At 53.3% G+C, this 22,479-nt stretch carries 17 protein-coding genes; 14 read left to right on the plus strand and 3 right to left on the minus strand.

Annotation, left to right across the window (positions count from 1 at the left end; genetic code table 11):
- The first annotated feature begins 62 nt into the window (after positions 1-62).
- The 6 genes from GQY55_RS03660 to GQY55_RS03685 all read left to right on the plus strand — a co-directional run bounded on the left by GQY55_RS03660 (position 63) and on the right by GQY55_RS03685 (position 10,071).
- Positions 63-1,055, plus strand: a complete 993-nt coding sequence (locus tag GQY55_RS03660) for a hypothetical protein (protein WP_160038184.1) — start codon at positions 63-65, stop codon at positions 1,053-1,055.
- Between the two features lie 150 nt (positions 1,056-1,205).
- The gene (locus tag GQY55_RS03665) at positions 1,206-2,975 is read left to right on the plus strand and encodes an ABC transporter ATP-binding protein (protein WP_160038185.1); all 1,770 of its coding nucleotides are present in this window, start codon (positions 1,206-1,208) and stop codon (positions 2,973-2,975) included.
- 177 nt (positions 2,976-3,152) lie between these two features.
- Positions 3,153-3,542: a rhodanese-like domain-containing protein gene (locus GQY55_RS03670; RefSeq protein WP_160038188.1), complete on the plus strand. Its 390-nt coding sequence runs from the start codon at positions 3,153-3,155 to the stop codon at positions 3,540-3,542.
- 135 nt (positions 3,543-3,677) lie between these two features.
- A complete protein-coding gene (locus tag GQY55_RS03675) occupies positions 3,678-4,379 on the plus strand; it encodes a hypothetical protein (RefSeq protein WP_160038189.1) in 702 nt (233 codons plus the stop codon).
- A 169-nt stretch (positions 4,380-4,548) separates the two neighbouring features.
- The gene (locus GQY55_RS03680; protein ID WP_160038190.1) at positions 4,549-6,765 is read left to right on the plus strand and encodes a heavy metal translocating P-type ATPase; all 2,217 of its coding nucleotides are present in this window, start codon (positions 4,549-4,551) and stop codon (positions 6,763-6,765) included.
- Positions 6,766-7,077: 312 nt separating this feature from the next.
- Positions 7,078-10,071, plus strand: coding sequence for a family 78 glycoside hydrolase catalytic domain (locus tag GQY55_RS03685; RefSeq protein ID WP_160038191.1), 2,994 nt, complete (start codon positions 7,078-7,080; stop codon positions 10,069-10,071).
- Positions 10,072-10,219: 148 nt separating this feature from the next.
- Here GQY55_RS03685 and GQY55_RS03690 read toward each other — a convergent pair whose 3' ends face one another.
- Positions 10,220-11,068, minus strand: a complete 849-nt coding sequence (locus GQY55_RS03690) for a M15 family metallopeptidase (protein WP_160038192.1) — start codon at positions 11,066-11,068, stop codon at positions 10,220-10,222.
- 228 nt (positions 11,069-11,296) lie between these two features.
- Here GQY55_RS03690 and GQY55_RS03695 point away from each other — a divergent pair, with 228 nt between their 5' ends.
- The 4 genes from GQY55_RS03695 to GQY55_RS03710 all read left to right on the plus strand — a co-directional run bounded on the left by GQY55_RS03695 (position 11,297) and on the right by GQY55_RS03710 (position 15,344).
- Positions 11,297-11,986, plus strand: coding sequence for a response regulator transcription factor (locus tag GQY55_RS03695; RefSeq protein ID WP_160038193.1), 690 nt, complete (start codon positions 11,297-11,299; stop codon positions 11,984-11,986).
- A gap of 56 nt (positions 11,987-12,042) precedes the next feature.
- Complete coding sequence (locus GQY55_RS03700) at positions 12,043-13,449, plus strand: sensor histidine kinase (RefSeq protein WP_236575387.1); 1,407 nt, start codon at positions 12,043-12,045, stop codon at positions 13,447-13,449.
- Positions 13,450-13,451: 2 nt separating this feature from the next.
- Positions 13,452-14,594, plus strand: a complete 1,143-nt coding sequence (locus GQY55_RS03705; protein ID WP_160038195.1) for a hypothetical protein — start codon at positions 13,452-13,454, stop codon at positions 14,592-14,594.
- A 156-nt stretch (positions 14,595-14,750) separates the two neighbouring features.
- A complete protein-coding gene (locus GQY55_RS03710; protein WP_160038196.1) occupies positions 14,751-15,344 on the plus strand; it encodes a nitroreductase family protein in 594 nt (197 codons plus the stop codon).
- Between the two features lie 109 nt (positions 15,345-15,453).
- Here GQY55_RS03710 and GQY55_RS03715 read toward each other — a convergent pair whose 3' ends face one another.
- Complete coding sequence (locus GQY55_RS03715) at positions 15,454-16,044, minus strand: GNAT family N-acetyltransferase (protein ID WP_236575388.1); 591 nt, start codon at positions 16,042-16,044, stop codon at positions 15,454-15,456.
- 268 nt (positions 16,045-16,312) lie between these two features.
- On the opposite strand from GQY55_RS03715, the gene GQY55_RS03720 reads away from it, so the two are divergent.
- Entirely contained in the window at positions 16,313-18,013 is a 1,701-nt protein-coding gene (locus GQY55_RS03720) for a multicopper oxidase family protein (protein ID WP_201452080.1), read from the plus strand.
- A gap of 211 nt (positions 18,014-18,224) precedes the next feature.
- Here GQY55_RS03720 and GQY55_RS03725 read toward each other — a convergent pair whose 3' ends face one another.
- Positions 18,225-18,596, minus strand: a complete 372-nt coding sequence (locus GQY55_RS03725) for an ArsR/SmtB family transcription factor (RefSeq protein ID WP_160038198.1) — start codon at positions 18,594-18,596, stop codon at positions 18,225-18,227.
- A 239-nt stretch (positions 18,597-18,835) separates the two neighbouring features.
- On the opposite strand from GQY55_RS03725, the gene GQY55_RS03730 reads away from it, so the two are divergent.
- The 3 genes from GQY55_RS03730 to GQY55_RS03740 all read left to right on the plus strand — a co-directional run bounded on the left by GQY55_RS03730 (position 18,836) and on the right by GQY55_RS03740 (position 22,479).
- Positions 18,836-19,348, plus strand: a complete 513-nt coding sequence (locus tag GQY55_RS03730; protein WP_160038200.1) for a PCYCGC motif-containing (lipo)protein — start codon at positions 18,836-18,838, stop codon at positions 19,346-19,348.
- Positions 19,349-19,598: 250 nt separating this feature from the next.
- A complete protein-coding gene (locus GQY55_RS03735; RefSeq protein WP_160038202.1) occupies positions 19,599-21,788 on the plus strand; it encodes a hypothetical protein in 2,190 nt (729 codons plus the stop codon).
- A gap of 133 nt (positions 21,789-21,921) precedes the next feature.
- On the plus strand, positions 21,922-22,479 hold the full coding sequence (locus GQY55_RS03740) for a PadR family transcriptional regulator (protein ID WP_160038204.1): 558 nt from the start codon (positions 21,922-21,924) through the stop codon (positions 22,477-22,479).

The raw sequence follows: 22,479 nt of genomic DNA on the forward strand, positions 1-22,479 counted from the left end.
GATAGCGGCTGCATCGAACTGGCGAAGAATGCTAATAAGAGATTTGGAAAGGGGCGAAGGGGTTGAAACGGAAAATTATTTTCATGCTGCTGGCGATGAGCGCGGTCATCGTCGTCAGCGGTTGCGGCAATCCCCAAAAGGTTACCGTCCAAACGCCTGCGGGGCAGCATGAACAACAGCCTCCTGCCGGTCAGCCGTCCGAAACGAAAGAAGACGTGCTGGACCAGTTCAAGCTTCTGACCGCGCAGGCGAAGGACGCGGCGGAAGTGATCCGTTTTTTGGACGAAAAGATGCCCGGAGCAACGCCAAAGCAGGCCGATCAGCTGATCTTGGAGCTGGAACATTTTTATGACCGGTATTTGCCGAGCCTGAACGACAATTTCGACACGATGCTGGCGAAGCCCGAAACGGCGCAAAATATGAACGAAATCGGGTATCCGATGGACGTGAACAACATCAAAGGCGACGATACGCTGAAGCAGTGGCTCATGGACCAGATGGCGGGAGGGCTTGCCTTGGGCAATACGGAAGGCATGTTTTTCTGGAAGGTGGACTATAAGGCGCTGCAAAAATACAACCGCTACGTCTCAACCGACATCCGGAGCTACCTGGCTTTGAAGGCGCTGGATGCGGAAAAAAACTACATTGAAGACGGGGCGCTTGCCGTTTCGAGAGAAGAGCTCGGCGACCGGATGATGAAAGCCGAATATTACATGATCGAGCATCCGGACGGGCTGCGGTTTAAGGAAGTGCTGCAGGCGTACAAAGCCTATCTGGATACCTATTTGACGGATTACCGTTATGACGCCATCGACGACCGGACCGGGAAGCTATTGCCGGACGTGAAAAAAAGCTATCGAACCTTCGTCGGCGAGCACCCGGAATCCAAGACGGCGATCATCGTCAAAAAATATCTAGAGGCGATTGAACGCAACAAGGACGTCATCTACGAAAAGGGCACCGGCGGCATGCAGGGACCGCTCAAAAAAGACATTCAGTCCTTCTGGGATTCCATTGATTTGAAAGTAAACAGCTTGTTTGTTCCCGAATCTTGAAAGGCGCGGACGTGGTCCGCGCCTTTTGCGCTGCCCCCGGGAAGCCGCCGGTTCGACGCCGTCCGCCGCGGTATGACTTCATCTTCCAATACATGTATAATCGAATTGGGAACTTATAAAAAAATACAATTGGATAGGGGCAATCATCGAATGAAAGAAGGTTATCAAAAAGGGAACTGGAAGGCGTTCGTGCGTTTGGTCCGCGAAACGAAACCGTCTGCATGGATGCTTTCCGTGGCCGTCATTTTAAGCGTTATATCGACCTTGGTCAGTCTCGTGGTGCCGCTTTTCACGAAGGGGCTCGTCGACAGCTTCACGTCGGACAGCATCAAGCCGGCCCAAATCGTCATGCTGATCGTCAGCTTCGTCGCTTCCGCCGTCGCGGGCGGGATTTCGATTTATTTGCTGAACCGCCTCGGTCAGGAAGTTGTAGCCAAACTTCGCGAACGCCTTTGGAGAAAGCTGCTGAAGCTGACGATTCCATACTACGACAATCACCGGACTGGCGACACGATCAGCCGGATGACCAACGATACGGCCGTGCTGAAAGGGCTTGTCTCCGAGCATGTCACGGGATTTTTTAACGGGGTCATTTCGATGGTCGGGGCGATCGTCATTTTGCTTCTTCTCGATTGGAAAATGACGCTGATCATCCTGGCGGCGATTCCCGTTACCGCGGCCGTGCTTGTTCCGCTGGGCCGGATCATGCTTCATATTTCCCGCCGTCTGCAGGATGAAACCGCCGGTTTTACGACGATCCTGAATCAGGTGCTGTCCGAAATCCGCCTTGTCAAAGCGTCCAATGCCGAGGAACGGGAAAACGCGATGGGGGACGACGCCATTCGGGGCCTGCTCAAGCTCGGGATCCGCGAAGGCAAAATCCAGGCGTTTATCGGCCCGATCATTTCTTTCGTCATGATGGGTCTTATGGTGCTTATTATCGGTTATGGCGGAATGAGGGTATCCAGCGGCGCGCTTTCCGCGGGCGATTTGGTCGCGTTTATTTTGTATTTGGTACAGATCGTCATGCCGATGAACCAGATTACGATGTTTTTTACCCAATTGCAAAAATCGGTCGGGGCAACGGAACGGATCGTCAGCATTCTTGAGGATCGCCAGGAAAACGTCAAAGAAGGCAAGACGTTGGCCGGCCCGGTCCAAACGATCCGGTTAGAACACGTCTATTTTTCGTACGAAAAGGGCGATACCGTCCTTCACGATATCAGCTTCACGCTTGAGCCGGGGAAAGTGACCGCCGTCGTCGGCCCGAGCGGGGGCGGAAAAACGACGCTGTTTTCCGTCATCGAACGGTTTTATCTCCCGGACAGCGGCGTGATCCTCGTCGGCGGGGAAGATGTCAGCGGGTATTCGCTGGAGTCTTGGCGCCGGCAAATCGGTTATGTTCCTCAGGAAAGCCCGATTGTCGCCGGAACGATCCGCGACAACATATGTTACGGCATGGATCGCGAGGTGACCGACGAGGAACTTCGGCATGCGGCCCATATGGCTTACGCCGACATTTTTATCGATGAGCTGCCGGAAGGATACGCAACAGAGGTCGGGGAACGCGGCATCAAGCTGTCCGGAGGGCAGCGCCAGCGGATTTCCATTGCCCGGGCGCTTTTGCGCGACCCGCAAATTTTGATGCTGGACGAAGCGACGTCGAGCCTGGACAGCCAATCGGAGGTTTTCGTGCAAAAAGCGCTGCAAAACCTGATGAAAGGGCGCACAACGCTGGTCATTGCCCACCGTCTGTCGACGGTCGTGGACGCGGATCAAATTCTTTTTATCGAAAAAGGCCATATTACGGGCGTGGGAACGCATCAGGAGCTGGTCGAAAGCCATCCGATGTACAGGGAATTTGCGACCCAACAGCTCCGGATTGCGGAAAACGCCGTGGCGGACGGGGTTTCATCCTGATTGACTTTTGCGCCGATGGAACCTATAATCGGTCTATACCCCAAAGGGTATGAAAACAAAAATGGAAATTGTCCGCGCCAAGCGGTCAGTGAAGATAAGTCGGACCACTACAGGGAAAGCGTCCGACCTTTCATGAATGAAAAGCTTCACATTCCCTAGAAGGAGGAGCGTGTATCGATGCTGTGGGTGTTGTTCGCCGCGCTTGCCGTAGTGGTTGTATTATGGGCGGTAAGGGAGCTGCGGCCGGTGAATGGATTGACCTTCATCAGTTCCGAAGAGCTGAACGCTCAACGGGAGAACAGGCAGGATCTGCAAATGCTTGATGTCCGAGACGCTGCCGACTACATCAAGCACCATGTTCCCGGATCGATCAATATTTCCATCGGAAGACTGCCTTATGTACATCATTCGCATTTAACGTCCGAGGAACCTGTGCTCATCCTGGCGGAGAATAACCGCCAGATCAAAAAGGCGGCGCGTATGCTGAAACGGTACGGCTTTTTGCGAATTTATGCGCCCCGCAACGGAAAAGCTGCATTGAACTGCGGCGTATGCTGCCGTTCATAAGACGTGATGAAATCAGACCTGGCGCTGCCGCCAGGTCTTTTTTGTAAAATCAGGCGCGAGCTGACCCGGCTGCCTTCATCCGCACAAAACATGGGTTCAACGTATATAGAATATACGAATGGGGGGAGCTTTCCTGTGCAAGTCGTCATGATCGGACCGTTCATGCTGAAACTTTCGCTGCTTATGCTGGCGGCAGCCGCTGCGGCAGGGTATGCGGTTCCTTTTTTTCTGACAAAACGATTGGAGCCTGACCGTCGAAAGCCGTTGATGGATGACCTGGTGACGGCCCTTTTGATCGGCATATTGGTCTGGAAATTCAGCGTTATCGTGTTCGATCCGCATAGCGTCATCCGTTCGCCGCGATCGTTGCTGTATTTTACGGGTGGAACGGAGGGCCTGATTTTGGGTGCGATTATCGGGGCTATGATTCCCGTTTATAAATGCTTGAAATACCGCAAGCCGTGGGCGGCCTACGCCAACGCGGCATTGGCCTGGCTCGCCGCAGGTTATGGAATATGGAACTTGCTTCGCGTTTTCTTCGATGGCGGGGGAGCTTCAAGTATCGCATCCGCGGTTGTATCCGCCGCCGTCGTCACATTCCAGCTTCGACGCACGGACCGAATGTTCAGCGGGTATCATTTTGTCGTATCGGTGCTCTGGCTTTCGATCGGATGGTTTGCCGCTTCGCTGCTTGGCGGCGCTCCGGATGAAGCTTGGTGGCTGGGTTTTACCGGTATGCAACTGTGTTTAATCGCTGCCATGATTTTGGCATTTTCCGTTAAGGTAACGGTAGACGCCAAACGAAAATCGAATGACACGAAACCGCCAATCATTTGACGGTACTGCAAAAACCGCGTATAAACGCGGTTTTTTTTGCCAATGATACGTATTTTAGGTTCAATTTCATTGACATCTCCCCGGTAGAGTGAATATAATGTGCTTAACAAGATTGATACATGAACATATGCTCATATTATATTTGCAGTTTGGATCGGAGGCATGTACGATGGCTGAGGCAACCGTAAAAGTGAGACGGGAACTCGTGCTGGAAGGCTTGGATTGCGCGAACTGTGCCATGAAAATTGAAGACGGCGTGAAAAAAATGGAGGGCATCACCTCCTGCTCCGTCAATTTCGTCAAACAAACGCTCACCTACGAAACCGACAAGGAAGACGACGAGCTGATTTCCAAAGTTAAACATAAAATCAAAAAGCTCGAACCTCACATCAACGTTCTGGATCAACCGATGGGAGGGCACCGGACCTCCACCGGCCACAGCCATGCGCATACGCATGACGGGCACGGCCATGGTCACGATCATGCACATGGAGAGACCCGCGAGAAAGGGCATTCGCACAGCCACGATCATGGCAGCGGCGGAACGAAGACGATGGCTGCGCGGCTGGTCATTGGCGCGGCGCTGACCGCGGCGGGCATGTTTTTGCAAGTCAACGCATACGCAGAGCTGGCCATTTTTCTGGTTGCCTATCTCGTTGCCGGAGGAGATATCGTCTTTCAAGCGGTCAAAAACATCATCCGCGGACAGGTTTTCGACGAATATTTCCTCATGTCGCTGGCGACGATCGGCGCTTTTGCCGTCGGGCAGTATCCTGAAGGCGTCGCCGTCATGCTGTTCTATCAACTGGGCGAGATGTTCCAGGGCATTGCCGTAAACCGCTCCCGAAAATCGATCAGCGCGATGATGGATTTGCGTCCGGACTACGCGAATTTGCAGGCCGGCGGCGAAACGAAACGAGTGGCTCCCGAAGAAGTGCGGGTTGGCGATCACATCGTCGTGAAGCCGGGAGAGAAGGTGCCGCTGGACGGGATCGTCATCGAGGGAAACTCGATGGTGGATACGTCGGCATTAACCGGAGAATCGGTTCCGCGCGGAATTTCGGCGGGCCAGGAGGTTTTGAGCGGATTCATCAATAAAAACGGCGTATTGACGATTGAAGTGACCAAGGATTTCGGCGAATCGACGGTCGCGAAAATTTTGGACCTCGTGCAAAACGCAAGCAGCAAAAAAGCGCCTACCGAGAAGTTCATCACCAAATTCGCAAGGTATTACACGCCGGTGGTCGTGATCGTGGCCGTGCTGCTGGCGCTGGTGCCTCCTTTGGTCATTCAGGGAGCGGCATTTTCGGATTGGATCTACCGGGCACTGATCTTTCTCGTCATTTCTTGTCCTTGCGCCCTGGTGGTTTCGATTCCGCTCGGATTTTTCGGCGGGATCGGCGCCGCTTCCAAATCGGGCATTTTGATCAAAGGAAGCAACTATCTCGAAGCGCTGAACGACGTCAAATATGTCGTTTTCGATAAAACCGGAACCCTTACGAAAGGCGCATTCAAGGTGACGGAAGTTCATCCGGTTCTCGAAGGACTAGACGAACAGGGACTGCTGGAAATCGCCGCTTATACAGAATCCCATTCGACCCATCCGATTGCGGAGTCCATCCGGGCGGCGTATGGAAAAGAATTGGATGAGACGCGTGTTGAGGGTTATAACGAAATCTCCGGTCATGGCGTTCAAGTCCAAGTGGACGGCCGGGAAGTATTGGCCGGAAACGCGAAGCTCATGGAACGGGAATCGATAACCTATATCAAGCCGGAGGCTGCCGGTACCATCGTCCATATTGGCCTTCATGGCGAATATGCCGGATACATCGCGATATCGGATGAAGTAAAAGAGGACGCCGCGGAGGCGGTACGCAACCTCAAGCAGATGGGAAAAACGACCGTCATGCTGACGGGAGACGCGAAAGCCGTCGGAGAAGCGGTGGGGCGCTCGCTAGGCCTGGACGAAATTCACGCCGAACTCCTGCCGCAGCATAAGGTCGAAGAGATCGAAAAGCTGGACGCCAAAAAATCCCCGAAAGAAAAAATCGTCTTCGTCGGCGACGGCATCAACGACACGCCGGTGCTTGCCCGGGCCGACGTCGGCATCGCGATGGGAGGGCTCGGTTCGGATGCGGCGATCGAAGCCGCGGATGTCGTCATCATGACAGATGAGCCGTCCAAGGTGGGGACGGCGATCCGGATTGCAGGACGTACGCGCGCGATTGTATGGCAGAACATTATTTTCGCTTTGGGCGTGAAAGGCATCTTCCTGCTCTTGGGCGCGTTCGGGATCGCCACGATGTGGGAGGCTGTATTTTCCGACGTAGGCGTCACGCTTTTGGCGGTGTTAAACGCAATGCGGGTTTTGAAAGTAAAACAGTGATAAAAAGATTCACGTTCGAAAACGTATGATCGGAATACGAGAAGAGCGCATCATCTCCTTGGGGGAAGAGGCGTTCTTTTTTATTGAAAAATGATGTTCGTGCAGCGCTTTAATCAGGCCTTATCCGGATAGAATGACTGCTGCGGGATGGCGGGCGCGGGCAACCGTCCGGGCAGTTTGGAATATATGTCGGAATCCCCCCGTTTATTGCTTCGAATCCCCCTTCTTTCATACAAGGCTTTCATGAATAATAGTGATATTCCATAAGCAATGATCTGGAGATCTGCAAAGGAATTGGAAGGGGAGTTATTCATGAGCCAATCCATAGTGCCGGAATGGCAAGCAGCCTGGATTTGGGGGAGCGGCGAACCGAGCCCCAGAAACGAATGGCGCTGCTTCCGCCGCACCTTCACGCCGGGGAGTCCCGTTCGCTCGGCCAGCTTGCGCATTAGCGCCGATTCCCGATATGTGCTCTACGTCGATGGCAAACCGATTGGGCGGGGGCCCGTCCGTTCGTGGCCGTCCGCCTGGGCTTATGACGAATACGAGATCGGCCATCTGCTGAAGGCGGAAAAAGAATGCGTCATTGCCGTGCTGGTCATGCATTACGGCATCTCCACGTTTCAATACATACGGGGACGCGGCGGACTTTTGCTGCAGCTGGATATGCAAAATGCAGATGAAGGTCCGGGTCCTGCCAGCCAACATGCGGCGGCATGGAGCCTCGTGACGGACGCCTCGTGGAAAACCGCGGTCCACCAAGGGCATGACGCAAATTCCTCGCGCATTTCCTGCCAGATGGCTTTTACCGAAATCGTGGATGCCGGAAAGTGGGATGACCGCTGGGTTACGGCGGCTTATGACGACAGCGGCTGGGAGCAAGCTTCGGTCATCGGGCCAGTGGGTGTGGAGCCGTGGACGGGGCTCGTGCCCAGGGACATCCCCTTCCTGACGGAGGAGCCGATTTATCCGTCAAGGGTCGAAAGCATGTCCGGCGTTCAGCCTTCTGCTTGGGGAGCGGTCATCGACCTGTACGGCATGATGTCGCCAAACAGCGGTTATCATGCAAACAATACCGCCTTTTGCGCGTATTTGGCGGCGCGGGTGACCTTGGCGGAAGCGGGGGATTTCACCATCGGCATTCCCGACTCGGGGCGCATCGACCCGCTTATTCGAATCGACGGACACCTGTACGAATCCAAGGATTATGCCGGGAAACATCCTGAACGCTATTTGACCGTCGCTTTGAAAGGCGGAGAACATCTTCTTCTGATGGACGTAACCGGCGTGAGCCACGGGCATGGTTTCCATATCGGCTTCGACTCCGAGGTGCCGTTCCGGCTGCAAGCCGTTGGTGTGCCGGAGGACGAAGCATTGGAGGGAGGCGTATCGGCTGCCGTGAAGGCCGAGAAACGCGCTGCAGTGGCTGGAGAATCGGGAGTGAAGCCGCATACGCCGGAGTTCAGCCTCATCGGTCCGTTTGATGCGGTGGCGATCGTTGACCATCAGCCGACGAGAGAACTGAACCGCCAACATCCGGATTATCTATCGATTCTTCAGGCAGCTTCCGTTTCCGACCTGAAGCCGTTCGAAGCCTGGATACGTCCTGTTGATACCCCGTTCATTAACCGGAATGACGTGTTCGCTGCGTGCGTATGGAAAAAAGCCGAAACGAAGCTGCCGATGCCGGCATCTTTGCAGCAGGCCGTTGTCGCGAGCCCGGATGCCGCCGTCCTGCCCGTGCTTGAGGATATGGACACCGAAATCGTCATTGATTTTGGAAGAGAGCTGTCGGGATATCTCGCATTCGAAGTGGATGCCGCCGCCGGAACCGTCATCGACTTGTACGGCTTCGAATTTATGAAGGATGGCTGGAGGCAGCATACTTACCAGTTGGACAATACGCTCCGATACCGCTGCCGCGAAGGCAGGAAGTCTTATACTTCTTATATCCGCCGCGGGCTCCGTTATCTGGCGCTCACCGTCCGTGAAGCCGCTCGTCCCGTGCGCCTGTATGAGGTGAAGATGATTCAAAGCAACTTCCCGGTAGCGAACATCGGCAGTTTCCAAAGCAGCGACGCGCTGCTGAATGAAATATGGAGAATCAGCCGAGATACGACCCGCCTGTGCATGGAAGATACGTTCGTCGATTGTCCGGCTTACGAGCAGGCCTATTGGGTCGGCGATGCTCGAAACGAGGCGCTGGTCGGCTATTATGCATTTGGGTCGAAAGACATCGTTGAGCGCTGCCTGAAGCTTGTTCCGGGCTCCGAATGCCAAACGCCGTTATACGCCGATCAGGTTCCAAGCGGCTGGAACAGCGTGATTCCGAACTGGACCTTTTTTTGGGTGACGGCATGCCTCGAATATTACCATTATACCGGCCGCGATTCGTTCCTGTCCGGGATTTGGCCTCACGTAAAACGGACGATGGAACAATATTTGAAGCTGATCGACGAAAAGGGACTGTTCTCGTTCGACGGCTGGAATCTACTGGACTGGGCTCCGTTCGAGCAGCCGCATGCAGGCGTGGTCGCCCCGCAGAACATGTTTTTGCGCAGAACGTTGTGCCATGCGTCCGAAATCGGAGCTATAGCCGGCGATCAGGAGGGCTCCGAGCGTTTTCGTGAAGAAGCCGCGAAGCTGAAAACCTTGATCAATGCGTATCTTTGGGATGGGACGAGGCAGGCGTACGCCGACTGCATCCGCCGTGACGGCGGCTTCTCGGAAACGCTCAGCGCCCAAACGCAAGTCGTGGCTTATTTATGCGATATTGCTGAAGGGGAGCGATTACAGAAGATCACAGCCCATATCCTTTCGCCGCCGCAGTCCTTCGTAAAGATCGGAAGCCCGTTTATGTCTTTCTTTTATTATGAGGCTCTGGCGAAAATGGGAAGGATGGATGTTTTAGTCAGCGATATGCGTGCGAGCTACGGCATCATGATCGAAAACGGCGCTACGGCGTGTTGGGAAATGTATCCATGGAGCGGATTGTTCGAGGATCCGAGAATGCTGACCCGTAGCCACTGCCATGCCTGGTCCGCCGGTCCTGTCTATTTTCTTGGGGCCTATATCCTTGGCGTTCAGGGAGCGAGCCCGGGTTGGTCCAAGGTCAGAGTGGCTCCGCAGCCATGCGGCCTGGAACATGCTGCGGGTTCCGTGCCGCATCCGGATGGCGGGCGAATCGACGTTTCCTGGCGGGTCGAAGGGAAGGAGCGGCTCCTGCTTTCCATCGCTGCACCGCCGCATGTCGAAATCGAAACGGAAGCCCCCGAGGGTTTCGACTTGATGGTTGAGTTCCGGTAAGAAAGCGGTTTTTGGGCGAGAACTGCCAGTTTAGGAGTACAAAACAACAAGCGCTCGACTAAAACACCATCATCTCTCTTTAACAGAAGATGATGGTGTTTTTTTGGCTTCAATTGCGGCTAGTAATCATGAACCGGCAGTGATTAGCCTAGGAACCGGAGGCGACCCGGAGTTGTTCCGCATATTCCTCGAATGTAAGATCATTTTTGAACATGTCATCGGCCGCGGGCTGACCCACATAACGGAGATGCCAAGGCTCGTAACTGTAGCCCGTAATATTTTCTTTTCCTTTCGGGTATCGAATGATAAAGCCAAATTCATGCGCATGCTCCGCAAGCCATTTCGCTTCCGGCGTGCCGGCAAAGCAACCCGTCGCCGCGCAGCTGCCGTCCGATTTGGTCACGTCGATGGCGAGACCGGTTTCATGCTCGCTGGTGCCTGGATAAGCGCTATAAGTTCGTGCTTTTTCTTCGCCGTCCTTTTGGACGTAGGCTTCAAAAATCGCCTTTTGTCTCTTGTGGGAACGGTAAGCGGATACTCCTGCGAGCGGCAGACCGTCCTTGTCCGCAGCTTTGAACAATTTTTCGAGAGCCTGCGCAGCCTCTTTCCGCATCATGCGCTTTTCGATCTTCTCTTTAAACGTAAAGCGTACGTTCGGATATACGAGGTCGTCCGGCGCATAGTTCTCCGGCAGCTTATGCTGCTTGTTTACGAGCACGTCTGTGGAGGTGGGATTGGCGACGGTTTGGATATCACCGGCTCCATTTTTCCCTGAAGGGCTTGTCCCCTTGTCCGCGTTACTCGAGTTGCTTCTTCCGCTTACCGTGGGGGTGGAGGCGGTGATTTCCCCGCTGTTCTGAAGGGATGCTTCGCTGCTGCCCGCACTGTTTTGCTTTTCCTTCTGTACGTCTTGTTTCACGGCAGCCGTGTCCGCAGGTTTGCCGCAGGCACTCAGAAGGCATGCCGCAACGGCAAAGATCAATATTGCTTTTTTCAATGTGTTCTATCTCCTTTGTTGGAAAGTCGGGGAATCATGATTCCACGCTGGTCATAACGGAAGTGTATAGGACGGATGTTTCCGCGCTTTCTGTCGATGTATCCGGAATACTGCCGACTTGTATCCAAAATGTAAAATCTCGGCGGACACTTCAGATCAATTGATTTCCGTACAGGGACACGTGCTAAGATAGATAGGAAACTTCATTTGCGTGACGGAGGATGGATCATGGGGAAGCAGAAAATATTCATTGTGGAAGACGAAGCTCCGATTGCGGAGCTGCTTGCATATAATTTGGAGAAAGAAGGGTATGCCGTTGTCAGTACGGGAAAAGGGGAAGAGGCTGCGGAGCTCATCCGTGCGAATCGTCCGGATTTGATATTGCTGGATCTGATGCTGCCGGATATGAGCGGCTTCGATATTTGCCGGATTGCGTCGACAGAAAATTGGAATATCCCGATCATCATGCTGACCGCCAAATCCGATATTGTGGACAAGCTGCTGGGGATGGAGCTGGGGGCGGATGATTACGTCACCAAACCGTTTGATATCCGGGAAGTGATCGTGCGGATCAAGGCTGTTTTCCGGCGGATTGAGCAGGTCATGGGACAATTGGATCATCCAGAGGGCGAAGGCATGATTCGTATTTATGATTCAATCGAGATCGGAAAGAGGCAGCGCGAAGTGAAAAAGGAAGGAGAAAAAGTCGTGCTGAAGAACAGGGAATTCGATTTGCTGATGTTTTTGGCGGAGCATAGGGGCATGGTGTTTACAAGATCCCAATTGCTCGATAAGGTGTGGGGTTACGAATTCGCAGGCGACACAAGAACGGTGGACATTCATGTGCAGCGGCTCCGCAAAAAGCTGGATGCAGCCATCATCGATACCGTCTTCGGCGTCGGCTACCGGATGCCATGAACTTATTCGGACGCATAAGGCTTACCATAAGGTACAAAATGCTGCTTTCATTCACATTGGTTATATTTATTGGGCTCTTGTCCCTCCTGCTGGTGTCCGTCAAAATTACCGAACAGAACGTCTCGCGCCTCATCGACCGGGACATGGTGCAGACGAAAAAAACGGTAGATCTTTATTTGAAACAATATTTCCTGACCCGAAACATGGTTCTGAGCGCAGGCTCTTTCCATACAGAAGCGGATGGACTGGTCAAAGAACTCGGCTCAGCTGTAGGCAGCACCGTGTCGATCTATGATTCGAAGGGAAAAAGCTTGTCCGATTTGAATGGTCCGATACCGGACACATCGGATTTTTCGGGCGCGCTGCAGGGGGGGATTTCATATGTCGTCAGCCAGTCGGGGGCTGATTCCACCATCAGCTTATCCAGTCCGGTCCTGGCGAATGGGGCAGTCATCGGGGTGGTTCGCGTCGTTAAAGACAATGCGGCTTTGCATGATTTTACAAACCGGTTTCTTTTTGCGGTGAAATGGATTGCGGCGGCTATTTTTGCCCTGGTCTTCATCACGGCCGTGTTTTTATCCAGCCGCCTGACCGGGCCGATCGGCAGACTGTCGGGGAGCTTGAAGGATTTTTCGAACGGGCGTTATGAACCGCTGCCATTCAATCGCAGAACGGATGAAATCGGTGATTTGGCGCGGGCTTTTCACCGGATGGCCGAGAAAATAGAAGAGCAGATGGACGTGATCAAAAGGGAGCGGGATACGCTTTTGAAAACGCAGAAAATGAGCAAAACGTTTTTTGACAACGTCACCCATGAACTCAAGACGCCGCTGACCATCATTAGCGGATATGCGCAGACGATGAGGGAGAACGGATTTCATGACAAGCCTTTTTTCGATAAAGGGATAAAGTACATTATGGATGAAAGCCGCAGGCTGAATGATAAGGTGGTTCAAATTCTGGAAATGTCCACCGCGGCCTCCAGACAATCGGATTACCGGTATGAACAAGTAAATCTGCCTGCATTGGTCAGGGAGGTGTGCACAGATATGACTGTGAAGGCGAGAAAATACAAGATCGATATCCGATGCGAAACCGGTGCGGATTTTAATTATCGGGGAGACCGGGAAAAGCTGCGGGAGATGCTGATTAATGTCGTTGATAACGCGGTCAAGTACGGGGGCGTTGATTCGACGGTGACGGTATCCCTGAAGAAGACGGATACGGGCAAGGTGACGATTTTCGTATCGGATCAAGGCAAGGGGATCGCGGAGGAGCATATTGAGCATGTTTTCGAGCCTTTTTATCGGGTATCCGGCGAGTCTCAGGAAAGGGAGCGGGGCAGCGCCGGGCTCGGTCTCGCCCTTGTGAAGGCCATCGCCGAAAAACATGGCGGGTCGGTTAAGCTTGCCAGCACACGGAGTGCCGGTACGCAAGTCATCATTGAAATGGGGGAGGGATGAGCATGTCGAAGCTAGGAAGCAGGCGGCGTTATCCCTTTCTCCGCATCGTTTGGCTTGCAGCTTTCATGGGGTTTGTCACGGCAGCTTTTCTTGGCATGGTCGAGCTGTATACCCATTCGCTGAATAAGGAAAAAACCGTCGTTATGGACCCGGCTTTGTTCGCCGAACCCCCAATGGCCGGATTCCGGGTGGAAAGCGTGGTCAAACAGCAGATTTCGGAGCAGGTTAAACAAGCTCAGCTGCTGCCAACAAGCAATGCGCTGCTATACTGGTTAAAAGATATCCGGTCCGCCGACGGCACGGGCCTCCATTTCATTGATTTGGCGACAGGCGGATCGGAGGTCTATCAACCCAACGAGCCTGTGCAGAACGCTATCGCATCAGCGGATGGAACAAAAGCGGTGTACATCACGTATTCGGTTGGCGATGTACCGTATATCGTATATTACGATATCGTTCAGAAAAAGATCATCCGCTCCTGGCAGGATTGGCCGCTCCCCATCGCCATGCCGGATGACCGGCACAGTTTGGAACTGTTGGGTTTGGACATTTTGCTTCGGGATTTGGACACGGGCCAAACCCGTACCGTTGCCAGACTGAGCTCATCCGGCACGGACATCCCCAAAAATGATTTGAGCATGGTGAAATGGGTCGCCTCCCCGGACCAAAGCCGTATCTACGTTTCGCTGCCTTCGATCGGTCAGCCGGATCAGGGCGTGCTTCTGTCGATCGTCCCTGCCTCCGGCGACGTCAGCAAGCTTGCAGAAGGGGAGGTGTACGACTTCTCCACGCTTGGCAGCGGGTCGCTTCTCGTTTCCGGCCGAATGAACGGACAGGAAGGTATTTTTAAGTGGGACGGGCAGCAGGGACTCCGGCTGGTCAAACAGGGCAGCTTCCAAAATGTAGCTGCAAACACGAATGGGGATGGGGCGGCTTATTCCATGCGTACTGCAGATGGCCAATTCAAGCTTATGGCCGCCAGAGTGAAGGGGGATCGGCTTGTGGATGAAACCACAGTGTACAGCGATCCGGGATATGTCCGCATGCTGCAGTGGAAAAAGGATGAGCCCGTTCTGGTTTGCATGGCGGAAAACATAAGCGGGACGTACGTGTACCAATTTCGCTTCGGAAACAGGAAACCGTAGGAGCAGACGAACCGCCCGTTTGTTTGCAAGGGTGGCGGTTTGTTGTTAGCCGATCATTTTGCGCATATCGATCTCGGATAATCAGGCAATTCGCCGGATTTTTTGGTACAATGAACTCATTGAGAAAGATTCTTAATTGGAGAGAGGGAACGAAACATGAACATTTCGGAAGCCATTCGTACGCGCCGGAGCATCGGGAAAGTGACCGAAGAGGACATCCCGGTTTCGCACATCGAGCAAATCCTGGAGGCCGGAACATGGGCGCCAAATCATAAAATGACCGAACCGTGGCGGTTTTTTGTGCTGAGAGGCGAAGGACGGAAGGTGCTTGGGGAAGCTTTGGCTGATGTCGCGCTCGCAAGCGCTGCCGACCCATCCTCGCCGGAAGCCGCAGCGGCAGCCGAAGCGGCCAGAATGAAGCCGTTCCGCGCGCCGGTTGTCATTACCGTAGCCGTGACTCCTTCCGAGCATGATAAAGTCATTGAGCTGGAAGAATACGGCGCCGTGTTTGCGGCGATTCAAAATATGCTGCTCGAAGCCCACGGGCTTGGTCTTGGCGCGATCTGGAGAACCGGGGCACCGGCCTATCACGCCAAGATGAACGAACATTTCGGGCTCGGCGAAAAAGACAAAGTGTTAGGTTTCATCTATTTGGGCGTGCCAGCCGAAGGGCAGGCGCCGCAGGGCAAACGCAAACCGTTCGGGGAGTTCACGGTATGGGTCGACGAGGCCGGCCCGCTGAAGAAATAGCACCGCCTCGTGCCAAAAGCGAAAATCCGCGCAGCTGCGCGGATTTTTTACCGTTTTTTGCTCATTATTTTGCGAAAACGAACGTCACCAACATTGCCCCCGACGGACATCAAGTCCGGGATTCCTTTTCGCGTGTATACCAGTGGTAACATTCGCCATCGATCGTGATGTCGCGTTGGAAACGAAAACCGCATTTTTCAAGGACCCTGTTAGACGGTATGTTGCGTAAGAGAGCGAGCGCATTCAGGACATCGACGTCCGTTTCTTCGAATAAATAGGTGACCAATCCTTGAACGGCTTGTGCCGCATATCCCTTTCCCCGGTGATCTTTCGAGATCGCATATACGATTTCCCGGTTCGGCGCAGGCAGTTCCTCTTTCATTCCCGTGCAGCACCAACCGATCAATTCCCCGGATTCCTTCCATACGATTCCAAGCCGTAAACGAAGATCCCCGACGTTTCCGCCTTCCGATACGGCGCCGAGAAACTTTTTGTTCTCCGGAATTTCGTAATGGGTTAACCAATCCTGCCGTTGTTTTTTGGATACGTTCCACCCGGGCAAAAATTCGTAAATCTCGGGCTGCCAGGTCAGCGAATGGAACCGATCCAGATCCGAGGGGATCCACTCCCTTAAAAACACATCTTTGCATTCAATCGAAAACAAGCTTTTTTCCTCCATGCGGCGGGAATCGGTATTCATCCCATGTTTCCTTCCGAAAAAAAGATACCCTGATTATCATAGCAATCCGGCGGCTCCCATGGGTTGGAGAAAATGATTATAGCTGAAGTGGGCCGTTACTATGGGCTTTAGATTCATCTCCCCGTAAAATCGCTCTTTTCTCAAATCCATCCCATATCCGTTCGTTTTCTGAAAATAGTGAAGGAAATGTGAAGCTGCGGCGCCATGTTTCTACATATTTGTTGGCTACAATAGGAAGGAGCAATGAAAAAAAGGAGGGGTGTTCGGCATGAACACATTTTCAACGGTCAAAAAAGCGGTTTTTGCCGGAACGATATCCTTGCCGCTGATCCTGGCAGGCTGCGCCGGAGGCAAGCAAGCGGACATGCATGGTTCCCATGCTTCCGACAAGGCCGCCTCAGGAAGCGGATTGACGCAGACGGCACTTGAAACCGATCCGCCAAGCCGGGTGGATGGGCGGGATGTGACGCTAACCGCGCAGGAAAGTACGCTGGACGTCGGACAAGGCAAAAAGCTGCCGGTTTGGACGTTCAACAATTCGGTGCCTGGTCCGCAGATCAGAGTGAAACAAGGGGAAACGGTGAAAATTACATTAAAAAATACGCTAAAGGTTCCAGTTTCCTTGCATGTGCACGGATATCCGGTACCTTTTGAAATGGACGGCATTCCTGGCGTCAGCCAAGATGCCATCGCTCCGGGCAAAAGCTTTACGTATACCTTCAAAGCGACGGTTCCGGGAACCTATTGGTATCATTCGCACCAGGACAGCGTGAAGCAGGTCGATATGGGGCTCTACGGATCTTTTGTCGTCGAGAGCGATGAGGACGTCGTCGATCGGGATTATACGCTGATGCTGGATGAATGGATGAGCGGCGGTATGGAAATGGAAAACGGCCAAGCCTCCAACGGCAAGGAGGAGGGGATGTCCGGCCGCGATGGAAACGATATGCACATGTCCGTCATGGATATGAAGGGCATGGATATGGGACAAGACATGCAGGGCATGGACATGGACACCGGCCATAAAAACGAACCGTCTGCCGGCCACGACATGGGCACCGGTCAGGAAGGCGAGGCATCGAAGGGGCATGACATGAGCATGTATAATGTATACACGATCAACGGCAAAACGTATCCGGCATCCCAGCCGTTGAACGTGAAGAAAGGTGAAATCGTGCGCCTGCGGCTGATTAACGCGGGCTATATGAGCCACTCCCTGCATTTGCAGGGGCACCGCTACCGGATCGTCGCGACGGACGGCAACCGGATCGCAAACCCCGAATGGGCAGACAACAAACTGCTTGCGATTGCGCCCGGGGAGCGTTACGACATCGAATTCGAAGCGAATCATCCCGGAATGTGGCTGCTTGACGAGCATAACGATAATCCAGCCGCCAAAAACATGAGAATCGCGATTCAATACGACAATGCTTCGGATTCACAGAAAAATCAGGTGCAAGATGACCCGGACCAAACCCTCGGGACGGTGAACATGGCGGAATACGGGAAGCCGGCAAAAGGCAAATTTTCGCTCACCGACCGGTACAATCTCGAATATACGATGGATTTGGGCACCGCTCACCGGAACGGGGAAATGGTGTATACCATCAACGGCAAAGTTTTTCCGGATACCGATCCGGTAAAGGTGAAGACGGGCGATAAGGTGAAGGTTCGTTTCGTGAACTCGTCGGCGAATGAAGACCATCCGATGCATTTGCACGGGCATACCTTCCAGGTGTTGAGCAAAAACGGAAAACCGCTCGGCGGAGCCGCCGAATATAAAGACACGTTAAACGTCAAACCCGGAGAAGAGTACGTCGTCGCCTTCGAGGCCAACAACCCGGGAGATTGGATGTTCCACTGCCATGATTTGCATCACGCGGCGGCAGGCATGGTGACGGAGCTGAAATATACGGATTTTAACAATACGTTCAAACCGGATCCGAATGCCGGAAACAAGCCGGAATAAACGGAAAAACAGCCGTTTTTCCGAAGCAGGGGCGGTTGATGAGCCGCTGCCTTCGGATCGGGCTGTTTTTTCTCTTTTTAACAATAGGAAAATTATCGGTAAAAGTTCATGATTTCCATCCATCCGGATAGCCATTTTGGCTTATAATGGGTAAGAAACCGCAGCGAAGAAAAAAGCCCTCCCTGGATCGGGAGAGCCGTTTCTTTTGCCTTCACCCGTGCTGGGTGTGCTGCAGCGTTTGCACGAAAATTTGTTCGATATGTGTATCGTCAAGCGAATAAAAGACGGTTTTCCCTTCCTTGCGGCGTTTAACGATGCGCAAATTGCGCAAATACCGCAGCTGGTGCGAGACGGCGGATTGTCCCATGCCAAGAAGAACCGTGAGGTCATGCACACACAGCTCCCGCTGCAGAAGCGCATCAATCAGCTTCACGCGGGTGGGATCGCTAAAAGCCTTAAACCAGTCCGCAACCTGCGAGGCGGCCTGATCGTTGATCAGTCCTTCCTTGATTTGATTTAGTTCGGCTTCCGAACCCATGCAGGTTGCATCGCATTCTTCAATCGGATTGATGGACTGTTCCATGGATTAATCACCTTTCTATCGGCTTGCGAATTACGCTTATGCTCCCAATTATAGCAAAAGTAACGCTTAAACGAAATGATTACAGATAAGAAAAAGAAAGCTCGCGTGGTAAACGGTATCATGCATAAAATTTCGATGGTGAAGATTGGAAGATTTGCGCGGTACGATCCCATGGAATACGCCGGGCAAAGTTAAAATTGAAACGTTTTTCAAAGGATCACTTGTTGAAGGAGAGATTGATGTTGGGCAAGAAAACACGTATTACCGTTCTAAGCGTCGTCCTTTCCGGCATGCTGCTGGCGGGATGCGGAGCCAAGGAAGCCGAGACTTCGGATAAACATGCAGACGCGCATCAGACGTTTGCCGCAAACGGGGATTTGCAGGAAAAAACCGCGGGAACGGACAAGCTTCCGACGTTTCTGGATCCGCTCGACCCGATGCTGAAAACGGCCTATAGCACGGCCGCCGGCGTGAAGGACATGTTGTCGTCCATTCCTTGTTACTGCGGCTGCGGCGAAAGTGCCGGGCATAAAAGCAATTTGAATTGTTTTATCAAAGAAATGAATCCGGATGACGGCAGCGTCGTTTGGGACGACCATGGCACACGCTGCGGCATATGCGTCGAGACCGCCATGACCGTGTCGGAACTGAGCAAGCAAGGAAAATCGCTGAAGGAAATCCGCGCGATCATCGACCAAACCTATTCCACGGGCAAATATGCGCCGCCCACGCCGACTCCAGAAGTCTTATAACCGAGCCGAAAAAAACAGTGCATGCAGGCGAAAGCCTGCTTTTTTTCGTAAACATATATATTGAATATAGCAAATATATATTATATTATAATTCCAAAGTCTGTAAACATTCTGCAGGAAAACGGCAGGTACGATCTCAGCGAATCAAATCAAAAGAAACGGTACGACGACGCGATGAAATTCGTGAACCGAGGAATTGAAAGGGAAAGAAGTCGTCGAGCTTGGTGTACCGAACTAAGGAGGGAAAACGTTGAAACGATCAGCAAAAGCGGCACCGGAATGGACGGGGTTTCAGGAAGCGCGGCCCTACGGGCCGAAATACGATCTGCGCACCGATTTTGTGATGGTATACGGCATTTCGGATGATTTGCCCGATCGGATCGAAGGCTGGAAAAAGGCCGGATATACCGTCCATCTCATGACGGGCGTGGCTTGGGGTGAATACCAGGATTATTTGTACGGCCGGTTCGACGGCCGGAATCATTGGGATGAGGCGCAAGCGGTCCGCACCGGCAAACATCTGCTTCATAATGTGGACGTTCCTTATATGGTCCCGACCGTGTCTTTTGCCGATTACCTGTCCACGCATATCAAAAAGGCGATCGATGCCGGCGTGGAAGCGATCCATATGGAAGAGCCCGAATTTTGGGCGGCGGCCGGATATGCCGAAGCGTTCAAAAGGGAATGGCTGAACGTTTACGGAGAAGAATGGATCCCGCCGCATGCTTCCCATGACGCGCAGTACCGTGCTTCCAAGCTGAAGGCGGCGATGTATTATCGCGCGATGGACCGGATTTGCAGCGCAATGAAGGAATACGCGCTCGCAACCTACGGCCGGACCGTACGCTTTTACATCCCGACGCACAGTTTGATCAACTATACCCAGTGGCGGATCGTCAGCCCCGAGGCGCAGTTTGTATCGATGCCTTCCTGCGACGGCTTTATCGCCCAGATTTGGACCGGTACAAGCCGAACGCCGAATGTTTACCGGGGCGTGCGCCGGGAGCGGACGTTCGAGACCGCCTATCTGGAATACGGCATGATGCAGGAGCTGACCCGTGGAACGGGACGCGAGATGTGGTTTCTGCATGACCCGATCGAAGATAACCCGCGCCATACTTGGGCGGATTACGAGCAAAATTACTTGGCGACCGTGACCGCGTCGCTGCTCCATCCGGGCGTCAGCCAATATGAGGTTTGTCCTTGGCCGTACCGCGTTTTCGAGGGAAGTTATCCGAAAGAGGACGGTAGCGGCAAGGAAGCGATTCCCGGCCGGTACGCAACGCAGCTGATGACGGTGATACACATGCTCGGCGAAATGCATAAATACGATGCGGATACGCATGGACCCTCGGCGGCAGGCATCGGCTTATGCCTGGCCAATTCGGCGATGTTCCAACGGGGAGACGTGGATATTCCCGAAGAAAAACAGGATGCCTCCGGTTCGCGGTACGACGGTACCGAAGCGGATGACGCATTAACCGCAAAAGAAAGGAAGCTGCTCGATTGGTCGCCGTTTTACGGGCTTGCGCTCCCGCTGCTCAAATTCGGAGTGCCGGTCCGGCCGCTGCAATACGATAACTTGTTGCATTTTCCAGGGTATCTCGACGACTACAGAATATTGCTTTTGAGCTACGAGTTCATGAAGCCGGAGCATCCCGGCATTCATCAGGTGCTGGCGCAGTGGGTTCAGGAGGGCGGCGTTCTCGTCTACGCAGGGGATGGAAGCGATCCTTACCATCACGTTCGGGAATGGTGGAAACGGGAAACGCGGCGCGGCGCTTACGGACGTCCGGAGGAGCATTTGTTCGAAACGCTGGGACTCGGGCGCCACCCGGAAGAAGGAATGCACCAAGTTGGCAGCGGGGCGGTCATCTATGAGCGGAAGCATCCGGCCGATTTTGCCGAAACTTCCGATGGCGCGGATCGGGTTCTGTTCCGTTTAAAAGAAGCGCTTGTATTTCTCGGTGCGGAGGAAGAGTTTAAGGAAAACCGCGTTCTTGAAATCCAGCGCGGCCCTTATCGGATTCTCCATGTTTTGGATGAAACCGGTTCTGACGCATCAGTCGTGCTGGAAGGTTCGTTTATTCGGTTGTTTGATGCCAAACTGCCTTTGGCCAAACGCGTGGAACTAAAGCCAAACGGAAACATGCTGCTTTACGATTTGGATTATGATGCGGGAGACCGCCTTCAGCCGCGGATATTGGCCGCTTCCTCCAGAATCCGGGAAGAAGTTTATTCGGATCGGGAACTTCGTTGGATGGCCGAATCTCCGGAAGGAATCCGGGTCAGCGTCCGGGCGCGGGTCCCGCGTCAGCCGCTCAAAGCGTATGTGGATGAGGATGCCGTAGTCTTTGATTATGACGCAGAAACGCAGACGGTTTTTCTGGAATTTGAAGGTTCACCTCAAGGCAAATCCGTTCGAATTGAATGGGCATAGCCCGTGTCGCCCCTGAAGATCAAATTATTTTTGATTTCGGGGGTATTTTTTTGTGATAAACAGCTATTCAAATTTGACTAGTGATATCGTTTGCGTTAAGATCAATATGAAATCAACGGAGGGAGTCGCTTTGATGTCAACGGTACGATTGCTTGTATTAGGTTCCATTTTACGAAGAGGCGTCAGCCACGGTTACGGGGTGTACAACGATCTGACCTCCTGGCGTGCCGAAACGTGGACAAACGTCAAACCGGGATCGATTTACCATGCCCTGGAAAAGCTCGAAGCCCAAGGGCTGACCCGGACGGAGACTTCCGATCCGCAGGTCAAGCTCGGACCTTCCCGTACGGAATACAGCGTCACCGAGCAGGGGAAAACCGAATTCGAAACCTTGCTGAGAGCGGCGCTGCAAAGCTTTGAAATCCAGACGTTTGCCGTCGGGATCGCCTTTATGGACATGCTGCCGAGACGGGAGGTTATGGGGCTGCTTGAACGCCGGGCGTCCGCTTTGAAAGAATCCGCAGCCTTTTTGCGCACGCTGCCAACGGAGGAAGCGCCGTCCGAACCTTCCAAACATCCGGAGCTGGTCGGAATATGGGAACAGTATGTGGAAAATGAACTGTCGGGTACGCTGAAGCTGATCGGCAAGCTTGAATCGGGAACATACAAGTTTGCGGGAGAAAACGGGTAA

The sequence above is a fragment of the Paenibacillus sp. USDA918EY genome, assembly GCF_009870825.1.
Taxonomy (GTDB): Bacteria; Bacillota; Bacilli; order Paenibacillales; family Paenibacillaceae; genus Paenibacillus_AQ; species Paenibacillus_AQ albilobatus.

Coding starts and splice junctions, on each gene's coding strand:
- GQY55_RS03665 (WP_160038185.1), top strand. CDS start 1,206: ATGAAAGAAGGTTATCAAAAAGGGAACTGGAAGGCGTTCGTGCGTTTG.
- GQY55_RS03670 (WP_160038188.1), top strand. CDS start 3,153: ATGCTGTGGGTGTTGTTCGCCGCGCTTGCCGTAGTGGTTGTATTATGG.
- GQY55_RS03680 (WP_160038190.1), top strand. CDS start 4,549: ATGGCTGAGGCAACCGTAAAAGTGAGACGGGAACTCGTGCTGGAAGGC.
- GQY55_RS03685 (WP_160038191.1), top strand. CDS start 7,078: ATGAGCCAATCCATAGTGCCGGAATGGCAAGCAGCCTGGATTTGGGGG.
- GQY55_RS03695 (WP_160038193.1), top strand. CDS start 11,297: ATGGGGAAGCAGAAAATATTCATTGTGGAAGACGAAGCTCCGATTGCG.
- GQY55_RS03705 (WP_160038195.1), top strand. CDS start 13,452: ATGTCGAAGCTAGGAAGCAGGCGGCGTTATCCCTTTCTCCGCATCGTT.
- GQY55_RS03710 (WP_160038196.1), top strand. CDS start 14,751: ATGAACATTTCGGAAGCCATTCGTACGCGCCGGAGCATCGGGAAAGTG.
- GQY55_RS03715 (WP_236575388.1), bottom strand. CDS start 16,044: ATGAATACCGATTCCCGCCGCATGGAGGAAAAAAGCTTGTTTTCGATT.
- GQY55_RS03720 (WP_201452080.1), top strand. CDS start 16,313: ATGAACACATTTTCAACGGTCAAAAAAGCGGTTTTTGCCGGAACGATA.
- GQY55_RS03725 (WP_160038198.1), bottom strand. CDS start 18,596: ATGGAACAGTCCATCAATCCGATTGAAGAATGCGATGCAACCTGCATG.
- GQY55_RS03730 (WP_160038200.1), top strand. CDS start 18,836: ATGTTGGGCAAGAAAACACGTATTACCGTTCTAAGCGTCGTCCTTTCC.
- GQY55_RS03740 (WP_160038204.1), top strand. CDS start 21,922: ATGTCAACGGTACGATTGCTTGTATTAGGTTCCATTTTACGAAGAGGC.